Below are 17,972 nucleotides of genomic sequence, written 5' to 3' on the forward strand. Positions count from 1 at the left end.
GTCTTGGTATAGCCCGCCGCATGGACTTTGCCACGCCCCTGATCCCCGCCACGCTGATCCGCCGCTACAAGCGCTTTCTGGCAGACTGCAGGCTGGACGACGGGCCGGAGGTCACGGCCCATGTCGCCAATCCGGGTGCAATGACGGGCACGGCGATCCCCGGCGCCCGCATCTGGCTGGAGCCGAACGATAACCCGCGCACCAAGCTCGACTACGGCTGGCGGCTGGTGGAGGCAGGGGGCGATTTCGTCTGCGTGGATACGTCGCTTGCGAACCGCATCGTGGGCGAGGGGCTGCGGGCGGGTTCGGTGCCGGGGCTGGACCGCTATGACGTGATCCGGCCCGAGGTGAAGTATGCCGATGCGAGCCGGATCGACTTCTTGCTGACCGGCGGCGGTCCGGACCTCTATCTGGAGGTCAAGAGTGCCAACTTCTGCCGCGCCGCACCGCTGGTAGAGTTTCCAGACAGCAAGACCCTGCGCGGCGCCCGGCACATGGCCGATCTGGCGCGGATGGTGGCAGCGGGGCACCGGGCGATGGTCCTTTACCTCATCACCCGCACGGACTGCGCCGCCGTCGCTGTCGCCCGCGACATCGATCCGGCCTATGCCACGGCCTTCGACGCGGCGCGGGCGGCGGGGGTCGAGGTCATGGCGATGGACTGCGACATCACACCGGACCGGATCGCACTGGGACAGGTACGGGCCGTCGTGGATGCGGCGGCCCGGGGGGGTGGAATGACCGTGCAAAACGGCCTATGTCGGCGCAAAGGCAGCCAAGGACAGACGCGATGACCGACACGACCCATCTGACGAAAGACGGCATCCGGCTTTATGCGCCGGCGGATTTCGGCGGCATGAACCGCGCCGGACGGCTGGCGGCGACGATCCTCGACGACATCGCTGACCATGTCTTTCCGGGGCAGACCACTGCACAGCTGGACCAGCTGATCACCGACTGGGTGACGGCGGCGGGGGCGACCTCTGCCACCATCGGCTACCGCGGGTATCAGCACGCCAGCTGCATTTCCGTCAACCACGTCGTCTGCCACGGCATCCCCGGCGCGCCGGTGCCCAAGGGCAAGGACGAGACGGTGTCGAAGAACCTTGAAAAGCGCCGCGACAACGACGTGCTGAAGGACGGCGACATCCTGAACATCGACGTCACCGTGATCGTGGATGGCTGGTACGGCGACAGCAGCCGCATGTACGTGGCCGGCACCGCCAGCCCCAAGGCGCAGCGCCTGATAGAAGTCACGCATGACGCGCTGATGGTGGGGATCGAGGCGGCACGGCCCGGCAACACCTTCGGTGACATCGGTCACGCGATCCAGACCTACGCCGAGGCGCAGCGCATGTCCGTGGTGCGCGACTTCTGCGGGCACGGGCTGGGCCGCGTTTTTCACGCGCCGCCCAACGTGCTGCACTACGGCCGCGCCGGGTCCGGCGCCGTGCTGGAGGAAGGCATGTTCTTCACCATCGAGCCGATGATCAACCTCGGGCGACCAGAGACCAAGACATTGGCCGACGACTGGACCGCCGTGACGCAGGACCGGTCGCTTTCGGCGCAGTTCGAACATTCCATCGGCATCACCGCGCAGGGCTGCGAGGTCTTCACGACCTCGCCCGCCGGGCGATTCTACCCGACGCAGGCCGTGTGAGCGCGCCGAAACGGCTGATCCCGGTCCTGTCGGCGGCGAATTTCGTCATCGGGATGGGGGCTTTCGTGCTGATCGGGATGCTGACCCCGGTGGGGCAGGATCTGGGTCTGACGCCCGGTCGTACCGGCTGGCTGATGACGACCTATGCGCTGGCCTATGCCGTGCTGTCCCCCTTGCTGGTGTCGGTGACGGGGGCGATCGGGCGCAGGCGGGTGCTGGCCTATGCGTTGACCGGATTCGCGGTGGCGAACCTGCTGTCGGCGCTGGCCCCGAACGAATTGACCCTGCATCTGACCCGCATCCTCGCCGCCGCTGGCGCCGGCATGCTGACGCCGGTCAGCGCATCGGTCGCCGCCGGGCTGTCCGCACCGGAACGGCGGGGCAAGGCGCTGGCGGCCGTCGTCTTCGGCCTGACCCTGGCGCAGGTATTGGGCGTGCCTGCGGGCAGCTTCATCGCCTATACCTTCGGCTGGCGCGCAGCCTTCGTCGTGGTGGCGCTGCTGGCGGTGCCGATCGTGCCGCTGATCTGGCGCATCGTGCCGGCGGGGCTGGCGTTCCAGACCGTGACCCTGCCGGAGCTTGGCCGGACGCTGCGGGATGGCCGCACCATGCTGGCCGTCGCCTTCACGGCGACCTTCCTTGCGGCGGCCTACGTCCTGTATACCTACCTTGCACCGCTGCTGGAGCAGACGATGGCTTACGGGCGCAACGGGATCACGGCGGTCCTGCTGGTCTTCGGTGCGGCCGCCGTGATCGGCAATCTGGCCGGCGGAGCGGTCGCCGACCGCATCGGGCCGTTCCGGACGCTGCTCGGACTGGCGGTGGGCCAGATGCTGGTGCTGCCGCTGTTTTCCCTCATGCCGCTGCCGGGGCCGCTGCTGTTCGCGCTGATCGCGGTCTGGTCGCTTCTGATCTGGTCGATGATGGCGGGGCAGCAGATGCGGATCATCGGCCTGCGTCCCGGGGCGGCCCCCATCGTTCTGGCGCTGAACGCCGCCGCGATCTACATCGGTGCCGCGGTCGGCTCTGCCATCGGTAGCGCCATCATCGCCACCTTTGATCTGCGCGCGCTGGGCCTTGGCGGTGCGGCAGCTGCCCTGATCGCCACGGCGCACATCCTCTGGTCCGAACGCCTGAACCGGACGGCCGCCTTCGACGCGCGCTAAACCCGGAAGGCCGCCGCGATCTGGGACATGGCGGTGACGGGAGTTGCCGCGAAGCCAGCCGCGCGGGCTGGACCGCCCTCGGCCACATAGGCAAAGCAGTTGCAGCCTGCCGCCGCAGCCGCGTGCCAGCCGGCCGGCATGTCGTCGATCATCCACGTGGTGTCCGGCCCGGCCCCCGCCACCTGCATCGCGTGGCGCAGCATGGCGGGATCGGGCTTTGGTGCGTGGTCGTAGGCGGAATAGATGCGCCCGGCGAACCTGTTCCAAAGGCCGGAGGCGGCCAGCGAAATCTCCATCTTCTGCAATGGCCCGTTCGAGGCGATGGCCATCGGCACGCCCGCGTCCTCCAGCGCGTCGATAAGATCGAGCACGCCTGGCATGACATTCACACCGGCGCGCAAGGCGGCGTAGACCTCGGCATAGGCATTCTCCAGCCAGTCGGGCGGCAGGCGCGCGCCGCGCGCGGCAGCACCTTCACCTACGGCCTTCAGCGTACCGCCGGCAAAGAGCGTGTGGATCTCGTGCGGGGCGATGGTCAGCCCGTGGCGCGTGAGGTTTTCTGCGATCACCCGGTCGGTGGTGGGTTCGGTATCTACCAGCACGCCGTCACAGTCGAAGATTACCAGTCCGGGTGTCATGTCGCCTCCATCAGCGTGATCCATGTGTCGCCGTAGCGGCGGGCGTCCAGCGCCTTGAAGCCTTGCAGCGCGATCTGGGCTGCGCGTTCTTCCCAGACGATGACCGTGCCGGGTGCGATCCAGCCCCTGTGCCGGGCGACGCGCAGTGCCAGAAGACCAAGGTTCCGACCATAGGGCGGGTCGAGGAACACCAAGCCGCACGGCTGACCGTCCGGCAGGTCATCGGCGCGGCAACGCAGGAGGGTGCAATCGGCGGTACGCCGAAGCTTTGCGATGTTTCCGGCGATCAGGCCCTGCGCCACCTTGCCGTCATCGACGAAGGTCACGTGGGCCGCGCCGCGCGACAGCGCCTCCAGCCCCAGCGCGCCGGTGCCGGCGAACAGGTCCAGCACCCGCACGCCCCGAATGGGATCGCCAAAGCGGCCGCCCTGCAGCACGTTGAACAGGCTTTCGCGCACGCGGTCCGTGGTGGGGCGCAGATGCGCGGCCGTGTCGCCGTCGCCGACCGGCACCAGTTGCGTGCCGCGATGGGTGCCCGCGATGATCCTCACGCGCGCAGCAGCGCCTTCATGTCCGTGGCGGGGTCGGTGACGGTGGCGGGGGCGGGGCTGATGCCCGCCTCGATCAGGCGCTTGCCGACCATGTAGTTGCGCACGTCCGACATGGCGTCGATGGCGATCAGGGTGTCGCCGCGGTAATACCAGTGCGACTGCGCACCGCCCTCGCCACGTTTGACATGGACAGACGTGTAACCGGTGTTCAGCCCCGCGATCTGCAGCTTGACGTCGTACTGGTCTGACCAGAACCACGGGGTTGGCGTATAGGTCACGTCGTGGCCCATCAGGTTCTGGGCCACGATCTCTGCCTGATCGATGGCATTGCCGACGCTTTCGATCCGCACGCGGCCGTTCCGCCACGGGGTCGAGGCGCAGTCCCCCGCCGCCCAGATGTGCGGATCGGAGGTGCGGCCATGGGCATCGCAGGCGATGCCGTTGTCGAGTGTCAGCCTGGCGCCGCCCGCCAGCGCCGTATCCGGCGCAATCCCGACGCCGACGATGGCAAAGTCAATGTCCAGTGCCGTTCCGTCCGACAGAACGGCGCCCGTGACCACGTCGTCGCCGGTCAGCCGCACCAGACCCGTGCTCTCGCGGATGTCGACGCCGTGGCCACGGTGAAGATCCCGGAAGTAGGCGGATGTCTCGGGTGCGGCGACCCGCTGCAGGATACGCTCGGACGCTTCGACCAAAGTGACCTGCAAACCGCGGCTGGCGGCAACGGCCGCCGCCTCCAGCCCGATGTAGCCGCCGCCGACGATCAGGCAGCGCGCGCCTTGCGCAAAGGCGGGGGCCATCGCATCGGCATCGGCCAGATCGCGGACGGCAAAGACATTCTTCAGGCTGCCGCCGATCGCGGCAGGCAGGGTGCGCGGCCATGCGCCGGTGGTCAGCACCAGATCGTCGTAGCCCAGCACGTCGCCGTGCGACAGCGTGACCCGCCGTGTGGCGGCGTCGACGCCGACAGCCCGACAGCCCAGCCGCAGCTCGACACCATGCTCCGCGTACCATCCCTCCGGTTTGAAGAACAGGCGCGCGCGGTCCATCGTGCCCAGCAGATAGGCCTTCGACAGGGGCGGGCGCTGGTAGGGCGCATGGGGTTCGGCGCAGATCAGGGTGATGCCGTCGGTCATACCGCCAGCCACCAGCTTGGCGATCAGCGCCGCCGCGGCCTGTCCTCCGCCGATCACAACGATCCTGCCCACGATGTCACGCCCTTGCTCTGGTTCTATTCCCGCGCACCCTATATGTTTTGCGGTGACAAGAGCAATCAAAGGACGATCAGCATGACCATCACCACGGGCGACACCCTGCCGGACGCATCGGTCCTGACCATGGGTGCGGACGGGCCACAGACCGTGTCCATCGGCGACAGGTTGAAAGGCCGCACCGTCGTGATCTTCGGCCTGCCGGGCGCCTACACAGGCACCTGCACAACGGCGCATGTGCCAAGCTTCATCCGCAACATGGATGCGCTGAAGGCCAAGGGCGTGGACGAGGTTATCTGCGTTTCGGTCAACGACCCCTTCGTGATGAAGGCCTGGGGCGAGTCCACCGGCGCCATTGCCGCCGGCATCACCATGCTGGGCGATGCAGAGGCGTCCTTTACCAAGGCGATCGGCATGGAATTCTCTGCCCCGCCCGTGGGCTTCGTGAACCGGTCCAAGCGCTATGCCATGCTGGTCGAGGACGGCGTCGTGAAAATCCTGAACGAGGAACCGGGCGCGGGCCAGTGCGACATTTCGGGCGGCGAGAGCTTGCTGGACGCGATGGCCTGATACGGCTGGCGGGGGCTGGCCGGTCGGCAGCCCCCGCCTTTATCGGCGTCAGTCGTCGTCCTTGACGATGTGGACCGTGCGGTTGGGGAAGGGAATCTCGATCCCGGCCGCGTCCAACGCTTCCTTGATCTTGCGGGTCATGTCGGCCTGATATTGGAAATAATCGGTTCGCGCGCACCAGACGCGCACGAGGAAATCAACCGAGGAGGCGTTCAGGTTGTTCACCTGGATGAACGGCTCGGGGTCGGACAGGCTGCGGGGGTCGGCCATGATCGTGTCGATTATGGTCCGCTCCGCCTCGGCCAGATTGGCACCGTAGCCCACGCCGATGACCCATTCGGCCCGGCGCTGCGGATAGACCGAGTAATTGACGATCGTGTTCCCCCAGACTTCGGAGTTGGGGATGATGATCTGGAAATTGCCGACGCTGGCCAGTTCGATGAAGTTGAGGTTGATCGCCTTCACGGTTCCGGCGCGGTCGTTGATCTCGACGAAGTCACCCAGCTTGATCGGCCGGAAGAAGATGATCATCACCCCCGCCGCAACGTTCGACAGCGTGCCCTGAAGCGCCAGACCGATGGCCAGACCGGCGGCACCGATGACGGCCACGACGGAGGTCGTCTGCACGCCGAAGGTGTTCAGCACGAACAGGAAGGCAAAGCCGATGATGACGTAGCGGACGATGTTGCCCAGGAAGTTGAACAGCGTCTCGTCCAGATGACGGTTGCGGCGGCCGATGCTCTCGATGCGGCCCGACACCCAGCTGCCAATGATGAAGCCGACGATCAGGATGATGATCGCGGTCAGCACCGATCCGAAGGCCGAGACGAGGAATTCCACCGTCAGCACGTCCATGATCGACGTGCCGTTGATGATCGGGGTATTGAGAAGGTTCTGCATCAGTCCGCCGCGAGCTTGTCCATGATCTGCGCGAGTTTCGCGTCGAGGGCGGTCAGACCATCCACGTCGTGCGTGGTCAACGCCACTTCGACGGTCTTATAGACATTGGACCATTCGGGATGGTGGTTCAGCTTTTCGGCGTGGATAGCCGCCCGCGTCATCCAGCCGAAAGCCTGCACGAAATTCTTGAATTCAAACGTCTTGGTGATCGCGTCGCCGTCCTCGGACAGGGTCCAGCCCGCGTCCTGCAGTGGCTTGATCTCGTCTTGCGTCAGTTTGTCGGTCATTGCTGTTCCTCTCTGTGATCGCGCTTGAAGGGTCCGTAGGCGGTCAGCACCTCGATTTCCTCGTCGACGGCGCGGGTTTCGGCCACGAGGTAGCGGGCGATGGCGTCACGAAACGACGCATCCCTGATCCAGTGCAGGGAATGGGTCGCCACGGGTAGGTAGCCGCGCGCCAGCTTGTGTTCACCCTGCGCGCCAGCTTCGACCCGCATCATGTTGTTACGGATGGCAAAATCGATGGCTTGATAATAGCACAGCTCGAAGTGCAGGGATGGGTGGTATTCCGTGCTGCCCCAGTAACGGCCATAAAGCGTATCGCGTCCGATGAAGTTCAGCGCCCCCGCCACGGGCCGGTCGCCATCCATCGCCAGGACCAGCAGCATGTCGTCGCGCAAGGTTTGCTGCGCCCGGTTGAAGAAGTCCCGCGTCAGATAGGGGGTGCCCCACTTGCGGTTGCCGGTGTCCTGATAGAAGCGCCAGAAGGCGTCCCAGTGGTGCGGCTGTATCGCATCGCCGGTCAGGGCAACGATTGTGCCACCGAAGCCCTGCGCCTCGGCCCGTTCGCGACGAATGTTCTTGCGCTTGCGACTGGACAGATCGGCGAGGAATGCGTCGAAGTCGGCGTAGCCCCGGTTTTCCCAGTGGAACTGCTGGCCCACGCGCGGCATCAACCCCATCTCGGCACCCGCAAGCGCCTCGGCTTCGGTGCAGAAAGTGATATGCAGGGACGACAGCTCGTTGTCCGACGCGATCTGCACGGCGCCCTGCACCAAAGCGGCCATACCCATCGCCTCGTACCCCGGCCGGGTCAGGAAGCGGCGCCCCGTCGCGGGGGTGAAGGGCACGGCGATCTGCAGCTTGGGGTAATAGTCGCCGCCCGCGTTTTCGTAGGCCTGCGCCCAATTGAAATCGAAGATATACTCGCCCTGGCTGTGGCCCTTGGCGTACAGCGGCGCACAGGCGATGACCTGACCGTCGGCCCGTGCCACGAGGTAGCGAGGCTGCCAGCCGGACCGGCCGCCGACCGATCGCGAGTCCTCTAGTGCCTTGAGGAAGCGGTAGGTGGTGAAGGGGTCCTCTGGGCGTCCGTCGCCGGGGCAGGCGCAGGCGTCCCAATCTTTCGGTGCAATGTCATCCAGCGACACATGCGCCGTCAGTTCTATGGTGGGGGTGTTCATGGGGCCTAACGTGGTCGCGATGCCCGCGGCGTCAAGCGGCATATCCCTCGAACGTGATGTTGTCGGCGTATTGCCGGGCGGCCTGCGCCTCGTCCTTCGACCTGATCGTCCAGCACAGGACCGCTGCCCCGTGCTGCTGGTTCAGTTCCGCCACGCGGGGATGATCCAGCTCTGCGTGGTGGTGGCTGATGAAGCTTGCGCCGACATGGCCATAGTCGGGAATCTCGCGCAGGCGTTCCAGCGTCGGCTGCGGGATCGCGGGCCAGTCCTGCGGGGTGAAGGACCCTGTGGTCAGGCCGCGCGGCACGTCCGGCAGCAGGCGCGCCATTTCCGCCACCGCGTGGGGGTTGAATGACATCACCGCGACGGGTCCCTTGTAGGGCTCCAGCACCGCGGCGACTGCCTTGCCAAGGGGGCCGATGTCGGGCCCGAGCGCGCCGTCCTGATCCTTGATCTCGATCAGCAGCGGCACGCGGCCGGCGACCAGCTTCAGCACATCCGCCAGCGTGGGGATCGTCGTGCTGTCGCCCATCAGCGGGATCTGCGCCAGCTGCGCCGAGGACCTTTGCATCACAGGGCCCTGTTCGATCGTCAGGCGTCGCAGGTCGTAATCGTGAAAGACCATGGGCACGCCATCGCTGGACAGCTGCAGGTCGATCTCGATCCCGTAGCCATGCTCGATGGCCGACTTGATCGACGTGATGCTGTTCTCGACGCGACCATGCGCCCTGTCGTGATAGGCGCGGTGCGCGATCGGGCGGGTGACGAAGGATTTGGGAAGCATCATGCGATCTCGAACACGGCTTCGATCTCGACCATCACGCCCATCGGCAGGCTGGCGACGCCGACGGCGGAGCGGGCGTGGCGTCCCTTGTCGCCAAGAGCGGCCACGAGGAAATCCGACGCGCCGTTGATGACCTTGGGCTGGTCCGTGAAATCACCGGTGCTGTTGACCATGCCGACCAGTTTCACGACGCGGACCAGACGGTCGAGGTCGCCATCGCAGGCCTTCTTCAGCTGCGCCAGCAGGCTGATCGCGCAGGCTTTGGCCGCGGCGGCCCCGGTTTCGACATCGACGCCGTCGCCCAGCTTGCCTGTCATCAACCCGTCTGGCCCCTGGCTGATCTGGCCCGAGACCCAGACCTGATTGCCCGTCCGGACGAAGGGGACGTAGTTCGCCGCAGGCGCAGGGGCGTCCGGCAGGGTAATGCCCATGTCCGTCAGGGTCGTCTCGATCGTGCTCATGCTGGCCTCCGTTGCGATATCGCGGCCACCCTATGCCGGGGCGGATGGCGCGTCCATCTAGCTTTCGCGGAAGGCCTTTGCGAAGTAGTCGGCGACGGGTTTGAGGAAGTAGTCCATGGGGGTGCGGTCGGCGGTGCGGACGTAGGCCTCGACCGGCATGCCGGGGATCAGGGTCATGCCGTCGGGGAGCTTGTCGATCTCGCCCTCGTCCATGCGGACCTCTGCCCGGTAGAAGGACAGCCCGTTCTGTTCGTTGCGGAAGGCGTCGGCGCTGACCTGTGTCACGTGGCCCGACAGTTCCGGCGTACGGCGCTGGTCGAAGGCCGAGAGGCGCAGGATCACGTCCTGACCCGTGTGGATCTGGTCGATGTCCGTCACCTGCACCTGTGTCGCGATCACCAGTGGCCGGTCCTGCGGCACCAGATACATCAGCGGATCGGCCGGCCGGATCACCGAGCGGGGGGCATAGACCGAAAGGTCGTAGACCACGCCTGAGACCGGCGCGCGGATGTCCAGCCGGTCGAGCTGCTGGCGCAGGGTGCGGCGGCGCTCGGTCAGCTCCAGCTCGTTGTACTGCAGGTCGCGCAGGCGGGTGATCGCCTCTTCGCGCCGGGTGCTGGTCAGGCCGAGGATCTGGATCTCGATCTCCGTACGCCGCTCTGCGGCCTGGGCGGCCTGTGCCGTCAGTTCGCCCACCCGGCCGCGCATGTTCGACGCCTCGCGCTTCAGCGCCAGCACCCGGCTGGCCTGGGCGAGGCCGCGGTCCAGCAGGCTTTGCTGGTCGGCCAGTTCCTCGTCGATCAGGGCGGTCTGTTCGGTCAGTGCCGTCTGCTGGGCCGTAATGCCTTCGATCTGACTGCCGATCTGCATTTCCTGCTGGTTCAGCTGGTTGGTCGCCTGCAGCAGGCTGTCGAGCCGCGCCTCGAACAGGCGCTGCTGGCCGGCCATCAGGTCACCGGCCTCGTCCTCGCCCTCCAGCAGCAGCGGATCGAAGGTGATCTTGTCCAGACCGTCGCGTTCCGCTTCGAGTCGGGCGCGGCGGGCAAGGATCTCGTAAAGCTGGCCCTCGACCACGGCCAATTCGCTGGCGAGGTTGGAGGAATCGAGCCGGATCAGCAGGTCGCCCGCTTCCACGGTCTCGCCCTCGTCGACGACGATCTCCTCCACCACCCCGCCGTCGGGGTGCTGGATCACCTGACGGTTGCGGTCGACCTCGATCTGGCCATGGGTGATGACGGCGCCGGTCAGGTTGGCGAAGACCGCCCAGGTGCCGAAGCCGCCGACCAGCAGGGCCACGGCGAGGGTGCCGATCAGCAGCGGCTTTGCCGCCGACCAGCGGCTGGGGACATGGGGCGCGATCATTGCACGCCCGCCAGTTGTGTGGGGGCGTTCGACAGCGTCTGCGCGTTGCTCAGGACCTTCCGCATCACCTCGTCCTTGGGGCCGAAGGCGCGCAGGGCGCCGCCCTCGATCACCAGCAGCAGGTCGCATTCCTGGATGGCGGCGGGGCGGTGCGCCATGATGAACACCGCCTTGCCTTCGGACTTGGCGACCCGGATCGCGTTGTTCAGCGCCATCGACCCGTCGTTGTCGAGGTTGCTGTTGGGCTCGTCCAGCACCAGCACCACCGGGTCGCCGTACATCGCCCGCGCCAGGCCTACCCGCTGGATCTGGCCGCCCGACAGCCGGCCGCCGTTGGCGGTGACACGGGTGTCGTAGCCGTCGGGCAGGCGCAGGATCATGTCGTGGGCGGCCGCCTTCTGCGCCGCGCGCACCACGGCGTCGTCGTCGGGGGTCATCGACATCCGGGCGATGTTCTCCTTGATCGTGCCATCGAAGAGCTGCACCCGCTGCGGCAGATAGCCGATATGCTTGCCCAGCGTGTCGGCGTCGTACTGGTCCAGCGCCGCACCATCGAGGCGGATCTTGCCGCCCGCGGGGCGCCAGACGCCGGTGAGGGCGCGCGCCAGCGTCGACTTGCCGGCGCCGGATGTGCCGATCACACCCACCGCCTGACCCGGCTTCACGTCGAAGCTGATCAGGCGCAGGCTGGCCTGCTGCTCGCCCGGCGGGACGACGGTGACGCTCTCGGCGCTCAGGATCGCGCGGGGGGCGGGCAGGGCGGTGCGGGCCTCCTCCTCGGGGACGGATCCCAGCAGAAGCGACAGACGGGCCCAGCCTTCGCGGCCCTTCTGGAACACCGCCCACTGGCCCACGATCATCTCGATCGGCGCCAGGGCGCGGCCCATCAGGATCGACCCCGCGATCATCGCACCCGCCGTCATTTCGCCCTGCAGCACCAGCAGCGCGCCGAGGCCCAGCATCGCCGACTGCAGGAACAGGCGAAAGGTGCGGGTCATCGCGGTGAAGGTGCCGGCGGAATCCGCCGCACCGATGCTGGCGTCGAGCGAGGCGCCGCGGGCGATCTGCCAGCGGTCGAAGGCCGCGCCCCGCATGCCGAGGGCATGGACCATCTCGCTCTCGCCGCGGATCTGCGCGCCGAGCGCCTCCGACTGGAAGGAGGCGGCATTGGCGGCCTCCAGCGGTTTCTTGGTGGTCATCTGGTTGGCAAGGGCGACGACGATCAACACCGCCCCGCCGGCCAGCGCCAGCAGGCCGAGGTCCATGTGAAAGACGAAGATCCCCGCAAAGAACAGCGGGATGAAGGGCACGTCGAAGACCGCCATCAGCGCGGGAGAGGTGATCAGCCGCTGCACTGCCTCGAGGTCGCGCAGGCCGGTCCGCGCCTCCTGCGGGACGCGGTTCAGGGTCTGGGCCATCAGGCTGGCGGCAAAGACGCGCCGGTCGAGCCGCGCCTGGAAGCGCGCCCCCAGCCGCCCCATGACCCGGCCCCGCACGAAATCGAGGATACCCATCATCCCGTAGAGGAAAGCCACCAGCACGCTGAGCGCGATCAGCGTCTCGAGGCTGCGCGACCCCAGCACCCGGTCGTAGACGTTCAGCATGTAGAGCGGCCCGGTCAGCATCAGGAGGTTCACGAAGAAGCTGAACACCGCGACCGCCCAATAGAGCAGCCGCCCCTCGCGCCGCACCGCCGCAAGTTCGGCGGCGCCGCGCCGGTATGCCTGATCGCTTCTGATCATCGCGTCTTCCCCTTTGCGGGTCCGATCGACCCGCACCCTTCGATGCCTTCCCGCGAGGCGGAACGGCGGCCCATGTATACCGAAGCCGCGGGCCGCGGCGAGAGCGTGTCCCAGACAAGACCGTTTTACGGCAGATGTGTTACGAAATGCGGAGTCCGGATGCCGTGACAGGGCCACAATCGGCCTGTAGTGTCTTTCGGACGCGAACGACAGGGACCCGACCCGGCATGAGACAAGACCTGCGCATTACCCTTGCCCTGATCGGCATGACCTCGCCCGCCTTCGGCGATCCCTATGACGGAACCTATCGGCAGGCGGCAAATTCCGAATGTGCGCTCGTGGGGATCGACGGGGGGTCGGTCAGGATCGCCGACGGTATCTTCTACGGCGTCGAGGTCAGTTGCCGGATGACCAACCCGGTCAATGTCCTCGACATGGATGCGCTGCTTTATACGATGCAGTGCAGCGGCGAGGATCAGGAGTTCAGCGAGCGGGCGATGCTGATGAACAAGGCGCAGGGCGACGGCATCATCATGGTCTGGGACGGCTATGCCTTCGTCTATGATCGCTGTCCGGAGCCGGGCAAGGCAACCGTCCCCGGGCCGGTGGCCGACGCAGCGGCGCCGGACGACGGGGCGGGGGATGCGGTGCCCGGCATCGCAGACGTGGCGCCTGAGGTCACACCGGCGCCGGCCTCGGTGCCGACCGCGCCCGCCGCCGGTGACTGACTGCCGATCAGTTTCCCAGCCCGTTCAGGATGTTGTTCAGCACGTCGAGGATCTGACCGTCCGCCTCGATCCCGCTGTCGGCCAGCATGCCACCGCGGCTGCTGGGGCCGGGCAGGTCCATCGGCAGGGGCTTCGGCACCTCGCCCGCCACCACGCGGGACATCGTGGCCTGCCAGATCTCTGCCGGCAAGCCGCCGCCGGTGACGCCGGTCATCGGACTGTTGTCGTCGTAGCCCATCCAGACACCCACGACGTAATCGGCGTTGAACCCGATGAACCACGCGTCGCGCGAAGAGTTCGTCGTGCCTGACTTGCCGGCCAGTTCCCAACCCTTGATTTGCGCCCGGGTGCCGGTGCCGCGGGCGACGACCTGGCTCATCATATAGGTCAGTTCACGCGCGGCCTTCTGCTGGATCACGCGCTCTTGCATGCCTGTGCCCATGTTATCCATCAGGGGCGATTCGTCGCCCTTCAGCCGCAGGTCGATCAGGCCGTAGGGTTCGACGGCGGACCCGCCGTTCAGGATGCCGGCGTAGGCGCCCGTCATCTCGATCAGGGTGCTTTCCGACACGCCCAGTGCCAGCGCCGGACCGGCGGCGAGGTCGCTTGCGATGCCAAACTTCTGCGCCACGGTGCGGACCAGTTCGCGACCCACTTCCTCTGACAGAACGATGGCGGGAATGTTGCGCGATTCGTAGAGCGCTTGCGTCAGGGTGATCGGGCCTTTGAATCGGTGGTCGTAATTGTCGGGCCGCCAAGGGCCGGATCCGGGGACGTTGATGGTCAGCGGCTGATCGTCGATGATGTCGTTCGGGCTGAACCCGAGGTCCAGCGCCGTGGCGTAGATGAAGGGCTTGAAGGCCGAGCCGGGCTGCCGTTTGGCCTGCGTCGCACGGTTGAACGCGCCGGAGGCACGCACGTCGCGCCCGCCGACCATGGCGCGCACGGCGCCGTCGGCGCTCATCACGATGATCGCGGCCTGCGCCTTGGACGAGGGTTTCAGCTTGGCATCGAAGATCGACAGCAGCGCAGATTCCGTCGCGGTCTGGATCCGCTGGTCAAGGGTGGTGCGGATCACCACATCCTCTGTCGTGTCCTGGGTGAAGAAGTCGGGACCCTGTTCCATGACCCAGTCGGCGAAGTAGCCGCCCGCCCGCGCCTGCGCGGCCTCGCTCAGCTGTGCGGGATGGGTGCGGGCATCCTCGGCCTGCTGGGGCGTGAGGTAACCCTGTTCCTCCATCAGACCGATCACGACGTTGGCGCGCGCCACGGCGCGATCCATGCTCGACGTCGGTGCGTAGCTGGAGGGCGCCTTCAGCAGACCGGCCAGCATCGCGGCCTCTGCCGGATCGACGTCGGCGGCGGACTTGCCGAAATAACGCTGGGCGGCGGCCTCGAATCCACGGCTGCCGGCGCCGAGGTAGGCCCGGTTGAGATAGACCGTCAGGATCTGGTCCTTGGTATAGGCGACCTCCATCCCCATCGAGAAGATGGCTTCCTTGATCTTGCGCCAAAGCGTCGTACGGCGGCAGTCATCCTCGTAGGCCCGCTCTGTCTTCCACGTTTCGGCGTCGTAGGGCACGCCGAGGCAGAGCAGCTTGGCCGTCTGCTGAGTGATCGTGGACCCGCCGTTGCCGGACAGGGGGCCACGCCCTTCGCTGAGGTTGATCTTGACCGCGCTGGCCACGCCGCGCGGGCTGATGCCGAAATGGCTGTAGAAGCGCTTGTCTTCTGTCGCGACGACCGCATCGTGCAGGTATTGCGACACCTCCTCCGAGGTGACCATGCCGCCGAACTGGTCGCCGCGCCAGGCGAAGACGTCGCCATTGCGGTCCAGCAGCGTCACCGACCCGCGGGTGCGACCGTCGACCAGTTGTGCGATGGGGGGCATCTGCGACGCGAAATACAAGACGCCGACTGCGATCAGCACGGCGACTGCGAGTGCCAGTTTCCACGTCAGCCGCAGGATCAGTCCCAACGTCCAGGTGAACGGCAGCAGCAGCCAGCCAACAAGCCCGCGACGGCGGGCCGTGCGCTTGCGCGGCTGTCGCTTGCGTTTGGTCGGCTTGGGCTGTTCCGGGGTCGCGCCATAGCGGCGGTCCGCCACCAGTGGTTTGCCTGTCTTGCTGTTCTTCGCCATGCGCTGCCCGGTCCGTCGTTCTTGTGTTTTGGTGATCATAGACAACGGACGCCCGCTTGTCCCGCGATCATGACCCGCCGGCATCCGGTTTTTCGTGATGTCCAATATTTAATCACGCCACGGCTTTTGTGCAAAAATTGTGCAACTTCCCCGGATTCACGGGGGCAGTGCCGGACGGCTTTTCTTGTGTCGCGGCGACGCAGCCGCCCTGTTGTCAGCCATGCGCAGCGTGGACGCCCACATAGGGGGCGCCGGAAACAGGGGAAACAGACGTGAAACTGATCATTGCAACGATCAAGCCGTTCAAGCTGGAGGAGGTCCGCGAGGCGCTGACCACCATCGGCGTGCGCGGCATGATGGTGTCCGAAATCAAGGGGTTCGGATCCCAGTCGGGCCATACGGAAATCTACCGCGGAGCGGAATACGCAGTGAACTTCGTGCCCAAGGTCAAGCTGGAGATCGTGGTGCCCGACACCATGGCCGAGCAGGTGGTCAGCACCATCGCCGCCACCGCGAAGACCGACAAGATCGGCGACGGCAAGATCTTCACCCTCGACGTCGAGGGCGCGCTGCGCGTCCGCACCGGCGAACTCAACGACGACGCGCTGTAAGGCCAGATTCATGAAAGGGACATTTCATCCGATGACTATCTCACCTCAAAAAGCGTTGCTGGTCGGGGTCGCAGTCGCGTTGCTGCCCGCGGTTGCCTTCGCGCAGGACACGGCCACCGCAGAGGCGGCGACGGACGCGGTCGAGGCGGCGGCGCCGACCTTCGATCAGATCGGCCCTTATATCATGACCACGCTGCTGTTCCTCGTGGGCGGCTTCCTCGTCATGTGGATGGCGGCGGGCTTCGCGATGCTCGAAGCCGGGCTCGTGCGGTCCAAGAACGTCACCACGCAGTTGACCAAGAACGTGGCGCTTTTCGGCATCGCGGGCATCATGTACTGGCTGATCGGCTACGGCATCATGTATCCGGGCGATGACGGCTGGACGATACAGGGCTACCTCGGCAACCTCTTCGCGCCGGCGACGCTTGAACCGGTCGGCCTGTCGGCGGCGGATGCCGCACTCGACTATGCCTCTACCGCGTCGGACTTCTTCTTCCAGCTCATGTTCTGCGCCACGACCGCGTCCATCGTCTCGGGCACTTTGGCCGAACGCATCAAGCTGTGGCCCTTCCTTATCTTCACCGTTGTCCTGACCGGCATCCTCTACCCAATCGAGGCATCGTGGCAGTGGGGCGGCGGCTGGCTGTCCGAGGCGGGCTTCTACGACTTCGCAGGCTCGACGCTGGTGCATGCCGCAGGTGGTTTCGCGGCGCTCGCCGGTGCGCTGGTGCTGGGACCGCGGATCGGCCGCTTCAAGGACGGTCGCGTGTTTCCGATGCCGGGCAGCAACCTCGCGCTGGCGACGCTGGGCACGTTCATCCTGTGGCTGGGCTGGTTCGGCTTCAACGGTGGCAGCCAGCTGGCCGCGGGCACCGTGGGCGACATCACCGACGTCGGCCGCATCTTCGCCAACACCAACATGGCAGCCTCTGCCGGGGCGGTGGCCGCGATGATCCTGACGCAGCTGATGTATGGCAAGGTCGACCTGACGATGCTGCTGAACGGCGCGCTGGCGGGCCTCGTGTCCATCACCGCCGGTCCGCTTGATCCCTCGCTCTTCGGCGCGCTGCTGATCGGCGCAATCGGCGGCATCATCGCCGTGCTGGTCGTGCCGATGCTGGACAAGCTGAAGATCGACGATGTCGTCGGCGCCATCCCGGTCCACCTCGTCGCCGGGTTCTGGGGCACCATGGTCGTGCCGTTCAACTCTCCCGACACCTCCTTCGTGACGCAGTTCATCGGCTTCGCCGCCATCGGCATCTTCATGTTCGTCGTGTCGCTGGTGGTCTGGCTGATCCTGAAGGCGGTCACGGGTATCCGCGTCAGCGAAGAGGCCGAGATCAACGGGCTGGACGTGTCGGAAATGGGCATGGAGGCCTATCCCGAATTCGCAAAGGGCTGACCCTTCCTTCGTCCCCTTGCGAGACCGGCCCGGGCAGTCATGCCCGGGCCGTTTTGTTTTGCGGGCCCATTCGCAGTCCGCGCAAATATTGATCGATTCGTCTAATTTTTGGGCGTCACGGCGTCGTTCTGCTGCAGGAACGGGCATAGGTGGGTGCGAATCCCTTGTTCTGCCGCGTTTCTGGCCCGCTTCTGTCCGGCAGAACCATGGGACGAAGGGAGTCTGTCATGAAGCTGATTATCGCCGTGATCAAACCGTTCAAGCTCGACGAGGTGCGCGAGGCACTGACGTCCGTCGGCGTCCGCGGGATGATGGTGTCCGAGATCAAGGGCTTCGGCGCCCAGTCCGGCCATACGGAAGTCTACCGGGGGGCCGAATACGTCGTGAATTTCGTCCCCAAGCTGAGGCTGGAGATCGTCGTGCCGGACGATCTGGCCGAACAGGTCGTGGCGACGATCGCCCGGACCGCCAAGACCGACAAGATCGGCGACGGCAAGATTTTCACCCTCGACGTTGAGGGCGCGCTGCGCGTCCGCACCGGCGAGACGAACGACGACGCGCTCTGAACCGCGCATAGGGGAAAA

At 66.3% G+C, this 17,972-nt stretch carries 19 protein-coding genes; 8 read left to right on the plus strand and 11 right to left on the minus strand.

What is annotated here, in order from left to right; all coding sequences use genetic code 11:
- Positions 1-20: 20 nt before the first annotated feature.
- Genes sfsA through BUA54_RS00255 form a run of 3 tightly spaced genes read left to right on the plus strand, consistent with a single transcriptional unit; the run spans position 21 to position 2,826 of the window.
- Entirely contained in the window at positions 21-794 is a 774-nt protein-coding gene (gene sfsA, locus BUA54_RS00245; protein WP_084113972.1) for a DNA/RNA nuclease SfsA, read from the plus strand.
- A complete protein-coding gene (gene map / locus BUA54_RS00250) occupies positions 791-1,660 on the plus strand; it encodes a type I methionyl aminopeptidase (protein WP_072855216.1) in 870 nt (289 codons plus the stop codon). The genes sfsA and map overlap by 4 nt, the downstream gene beginning before the upstream one ends.
- Positions 1,657-2,826: an MFS transporter gene (locus tag BUA54_RS00255; protein WP_072855217.1), complete on the plus strand. Its 1,170-nt coding sequence runs from the start codon at positions 1,657-1,659 to the stop codon at positions 2,824-2,826. Before map ends, BUA54_RS00255 begins: the two co-directional genes overlap by 4 nt.
- Here the strand turns inward: BUA54_RS00255 and BUA54_RS00260 are convergent.
- The 3 genes from BUA54_RS00260 to BUA54_RS00270 are packed head-to-tail and all read right to left on the minus strand — an operon-like array spanning position 2,823 to position 5,223.
- Positions 2,823-3,464: an HAD family hydrolase gene (locus tag BUA54_RS00260; RefSeq protein ID WP_072855218.1), complete on the minus strand. Its 642-nt coding sequence runs from the start codon at positions 3,462-3,464 to the stop codon at positions 2,823-2,825. The genes BUA54_RS00255 and BUA54_RS00260 overlap by 4 nt on opposite strands.
- Complete coding sequence (gene rsmD, locus BUA54_RS00265) at positions 3,461-4,015, minus strand: 16S rRNA (guanine(966)-N(2))-methyltransferase RsmD (protein WP_072855219.1); 555 nt, start codon at positions 4,013-4,015, stop codon at positions 3,461-3,463. The genes BUA54_RS00260 and rsmD overlap by 4 nt, the downstream gene beginning before the upstream one ends.
- On the minus strand, positions 4,012-5,223 hold the full coding sequence (locus BUA54_RS00270; RefSeq protein ID WP_072855220.1) for an NAD(P)/FAD-dependent oxidoreductase: 1,212 nt from the start codon (positions 5,221-5,223) through the stop codon (positions 4,012-4,014). The genes rsmD and BUA54_RS00270 overlap by 4 nt, the downstream gene beginning before the upstream one ends.
- Before the next feature lie 81 nt (positions 5,224-5,304).
- Between BUA54_RS00270 and BUA54_RS00275 the strand changes: the two genes are divergently transcribed.
- Complete coding sequence (locus tag BUA54_RS00275) at positions 5,305-5,796, plus strand: peroxiredoxin (RefSeq protein WP_072855221.1); 492 nt, start codon at positions 5,305-5,307, stop codon at positions 5,794-5,796.
- A gap of 48 nt (positions 5,797-5,844) precedes the next feature.
- Here BUA54_RS00275 and BUA54_RS00280 read toward each other — a convergent pair whose 3' ends face one another.
- From BUA54_RS00280 to BUA54_RS00310, 7 genes are read right to left on the minus strand one after another with little or no spacing between them, the layout of a single operon-like run.
- The gene (locus tag BUA54_RS00280; protein WP_072855222.1) at positions 5,845-6,696 is read right to left on the minus strand and encodes a mechanosensitive ion channel family protein; all 852 of its coding nucleotides are present in this window, start codon (positions 6,694-6,696) and stop codon (positions 5,845-5,847) included.
- Entirely contained in the window at positions 6,696-6,983 is a 288-nt protein-coding gene (locus BUA54_RS00285) for a 4a-hydroxytetrahydrobiopterin dehydratase (protein ID WP_072855223.1), read from the minus strand. Before BUA54_RS00285 ends, BUA54_RS00280 begins: the two co-directional genes overlap by 1 nt.
- On the minus strand, positions 6,980-8,158 hold the full coding sequence (locus BUA54_RS00290; RefSeq protein WP_072856067.1) for a GNAT family N-acetyltransferase: 1,179 nt from the start codon (positions 8,156-8,158) through the stop codon (positions 6,980-6,982). The genes BUA54_RS00285 and BUA54_RS00290 overlap by 4 nt, the downstream gene beginning before the upstream one ends.
- A 31-nt stretch (positions 8,159-8,189) precedes the next feature.
- The gene (locus BUA54_RS00295) at positions 8,190-8,945 is read right to left on the minus strand and encodes a glycerophosphodiester phosphodiesterase family protein (RefSeq protein WP_072855224.1); all 756 of its coding nucleotides are present in this window, start codon (positions 8,943-8,945) and stop codon (positions 8,190-8,192) included.
- Positions 8,942-9,403 (minus strand): RidA family protein, encoded by a 462-nt coding sequence (locus BUA54_RS00300; protein WP_072855225.1) that lies wholly within the window; start codon positions 9,401-9,403, stop codon positions 8,942-8,944. The genes BUA54_RS00295 and BUA54_RS00300 overlap by 4 nt, the downstream gene beginning before the upstream one ends.
- Positions 9,404-9,460: 57 nt before the next feature.
- Positions 9,461-10,765 carry an HlyD family type I secretion periplasmic adaptor subunit gene (locus BUA54_RS00305; RefSeq protein WP_072855226.1) on the minus strand — a complete coding sequence of 435 codons (1,305 nt, stop codon included), beginning with the start codon at positions 10,763-10,765 and terminating at the stop codon, positions 9,461-9,463.
- Positions 10,762-12,507 carry a type I secretion system permease/ATPase gene (locus tag BUA54_RS00310; RefSeq protein WP_072855227.1) on the minus strand — a complete coding sequence of 582 codons (1,746 nt, stop codon included), beginning with the start codon at positions 12,505-12,507 and terminating at the stop codon, positions 10,762-10,764. The genes BUA54_RS00305 and BUA54_RS00310 overlap by 4 nt, the downstream gene beginning before the upstream one ends.
- 227 nt (positions 12,508-12,734) lie before the next feature.
- Between BUA54_RS00310 and BUA54_RS21490 the strand changes: the two genes are divergently transcribed.
- A complete protein-coding gene (locus BUA54_RS21490) occupies positions 12,735-13,235 on the plus strand; it encodes a hypothetical protein (protein WP_245810527.1) in 501 nt (166 codons plus the stop codon).
- Positions 13,236-13,242: 7 nt separating this feature from the next.
- Here the strand turns inward: BUA54_RS21490 and BUA54_RS00320 are convergent, their stop codons facing one another.
- Complete coding sequence (locus BUA54_RS00320; RefSeq protein ID WP_072855228.1) at positions 13,243-15,375, minus strand: transglycosylase domain-containing protein; 2,133 nt, start codon at positions 15,373-15,375, stop codon at positions 13,243-13,245.
- Between the two features lie 272 nt (positions 15,376-15,647).
- Between BUA54_RS00320 and BUA54_RS00325 the strand changes: the two genes are divergently transcribed.
- From BUA54_RS00325 to BUA54_RS00335, 3 genes are all read left to right on the plus strand, one after another.
- Positions 15,648-15,986, plus strand: a complete 339-nt coding sequence (locus BUA54_RS00325; protein ID WP_072855229.1) for a P-II family nitrogen regulator — start codon at positions 15,648-15,650, stop codon at positions 15,984-15,986.
- A 31-nt stretch (positions 15,987-16,017) separates the two neighbouring features.
- Positions 16,018-17,388 carry an ammonium transporter gene (locus BUA54_RS00330; RefSeq protein WP_072855230.1) on the plus strand — a complete coding sequence of 457 codons (1,371 nt, stop codon included), beginning with the start codon at positions 16,018-16,020 and terminating at the stop codon, positions 17,386-17,388.
- A 227-nt stretch (positions 17,389-17,615) separates the two neighbouring features.
- Positions 17,616-17,954: a P-II family nitrogen regulator gene (locus BUA54_RS00335; RefSeq protein WP_072855231.1), complete on the plus strand. Its 339-nt coding sequence runs from the start codon at positions 17,616-17,618 to the stop codon at positions 17,952-17,954.
- The last annotated feature ends 18 nt before the right edge of the window (positions 17,955-17,972 follow it).

The organism is Loktanella atrilutea (genome assembly GCF_900128995.1).
Taxonomy (GTDB): domain Bacteria; phylum Pseudomonadota; class Alphaproteobacteria; order Rhodobacterales; family Rhodobacteraceae; genus Loktanella; species Loktanella atrilutea.

Excerpts from the sequence above, each read along its gene's own strand:
- sfsA (WP_084113972.1), top strand. The coding sequence starts at position 21 with ATGGACTTTGCCACGCCCCTGATCCCCGCCACGCTGATCCGCCGCTAC.
- map (WP_072855216.1), top strand. The coding sequence starts at position 791 with ATGACCGACACGACCCATCTGACGAAAGACGGCATCCGGCTTTATGCG.
- BUA54_RS00260 (WP_072855218.1), bottom strand. The coding sequence starts at position 3,464 with ATGACACCCGGACTGGTAATCTTCGACTGTGACGGCGTGCTGGTAGAT.
- BUA54_RS00275 (WP_072855221.1), top strand. The coding sequence starts at position 5,305 with ATGACCATCACCACGGGCGACACCCTGCCGGACGCATCGGTCCTGACC.
- BUA54_RS00280 (WP_072855222.1), bottom strand. The coding sequence starts at position 6,696 with ATGCAGAACCTTCTCAATACCCCGATCATCAACGGCACGTCGATCATG.
- BUA54_RS00285 (WP_072855223.1), bottom strand. The coding sequence starts at position 6,983 with ATGACCGACAAACTGACGCAAGACGAGATCAAGCCACTGCAGGACGCG.
- BUA54_RS00290 (WP_072856067.1), bottom strand. The coding sequence starts at position 8,158 with ATGAACACCCCCACCATAGAACTGACGGCGCATGTGTCGCTGGATGAC.
- BUA54_RS00295 (WP_072855224.1), bottom strand. The coding sequence starts at position 8,945 with ATGATGCTTCCCAAATCCTTCGTCACCCGCCCGATCGCGCACCGCGCC.
- BUA54_RS00300 (WP_072855225.1), bottom strand. The coding sequence starts at position 9,403 with ATGAGCACGATCGAGACGACCCTGACGGACATGGGCATTACCCTGCCG.
- BUA54_RS00305 (WP_072855226.1), bottom strand. The coding sequence starts at position 10,765 with ATGATCGCGCCCCATGTCCCCAGCCGCTGGTCGGCGGCAAAGCCGCTG.
- BUA54_RS00310 (WP_072855227.1), bottom strand. The coding sequence starts at position 12,507 with ATGATCAGAAGCGATCAGGCATACCGGCGCGGCGCCGCCGAACTTGCG.
- BUA54_RS21490 (WP_245810527.1), top strand. The coding sequence starts at position 12,735 with ATGAGACAAGACCTGCGCATTACCCTTGCCCTGATCGGCATGACCTCG.
- BUA54_RS00320 (WP_072855228.1), bottom strand. The coding sequence starts at position 15,375 with ATGGCGAAGAACAGCAAGACAGGCAAACCACTGGTGGCGGACCGCCGC.
- BUA54_RS00330 (WP_072855230.1), top strand. The coding sequence starts at position 16,018 with ATGACTATCTCACCTCAAAAAGCGTTGCTGGTCGGGGTCGCAGTCGCG.
- BUA54_RS00335 (WP_072855231.1), top strand. The coding sequence starts at position 17,616 with ATGAAGCTGATTATCGCCGTGATCAAACCGTTCAAGCTCGACGAGGTG.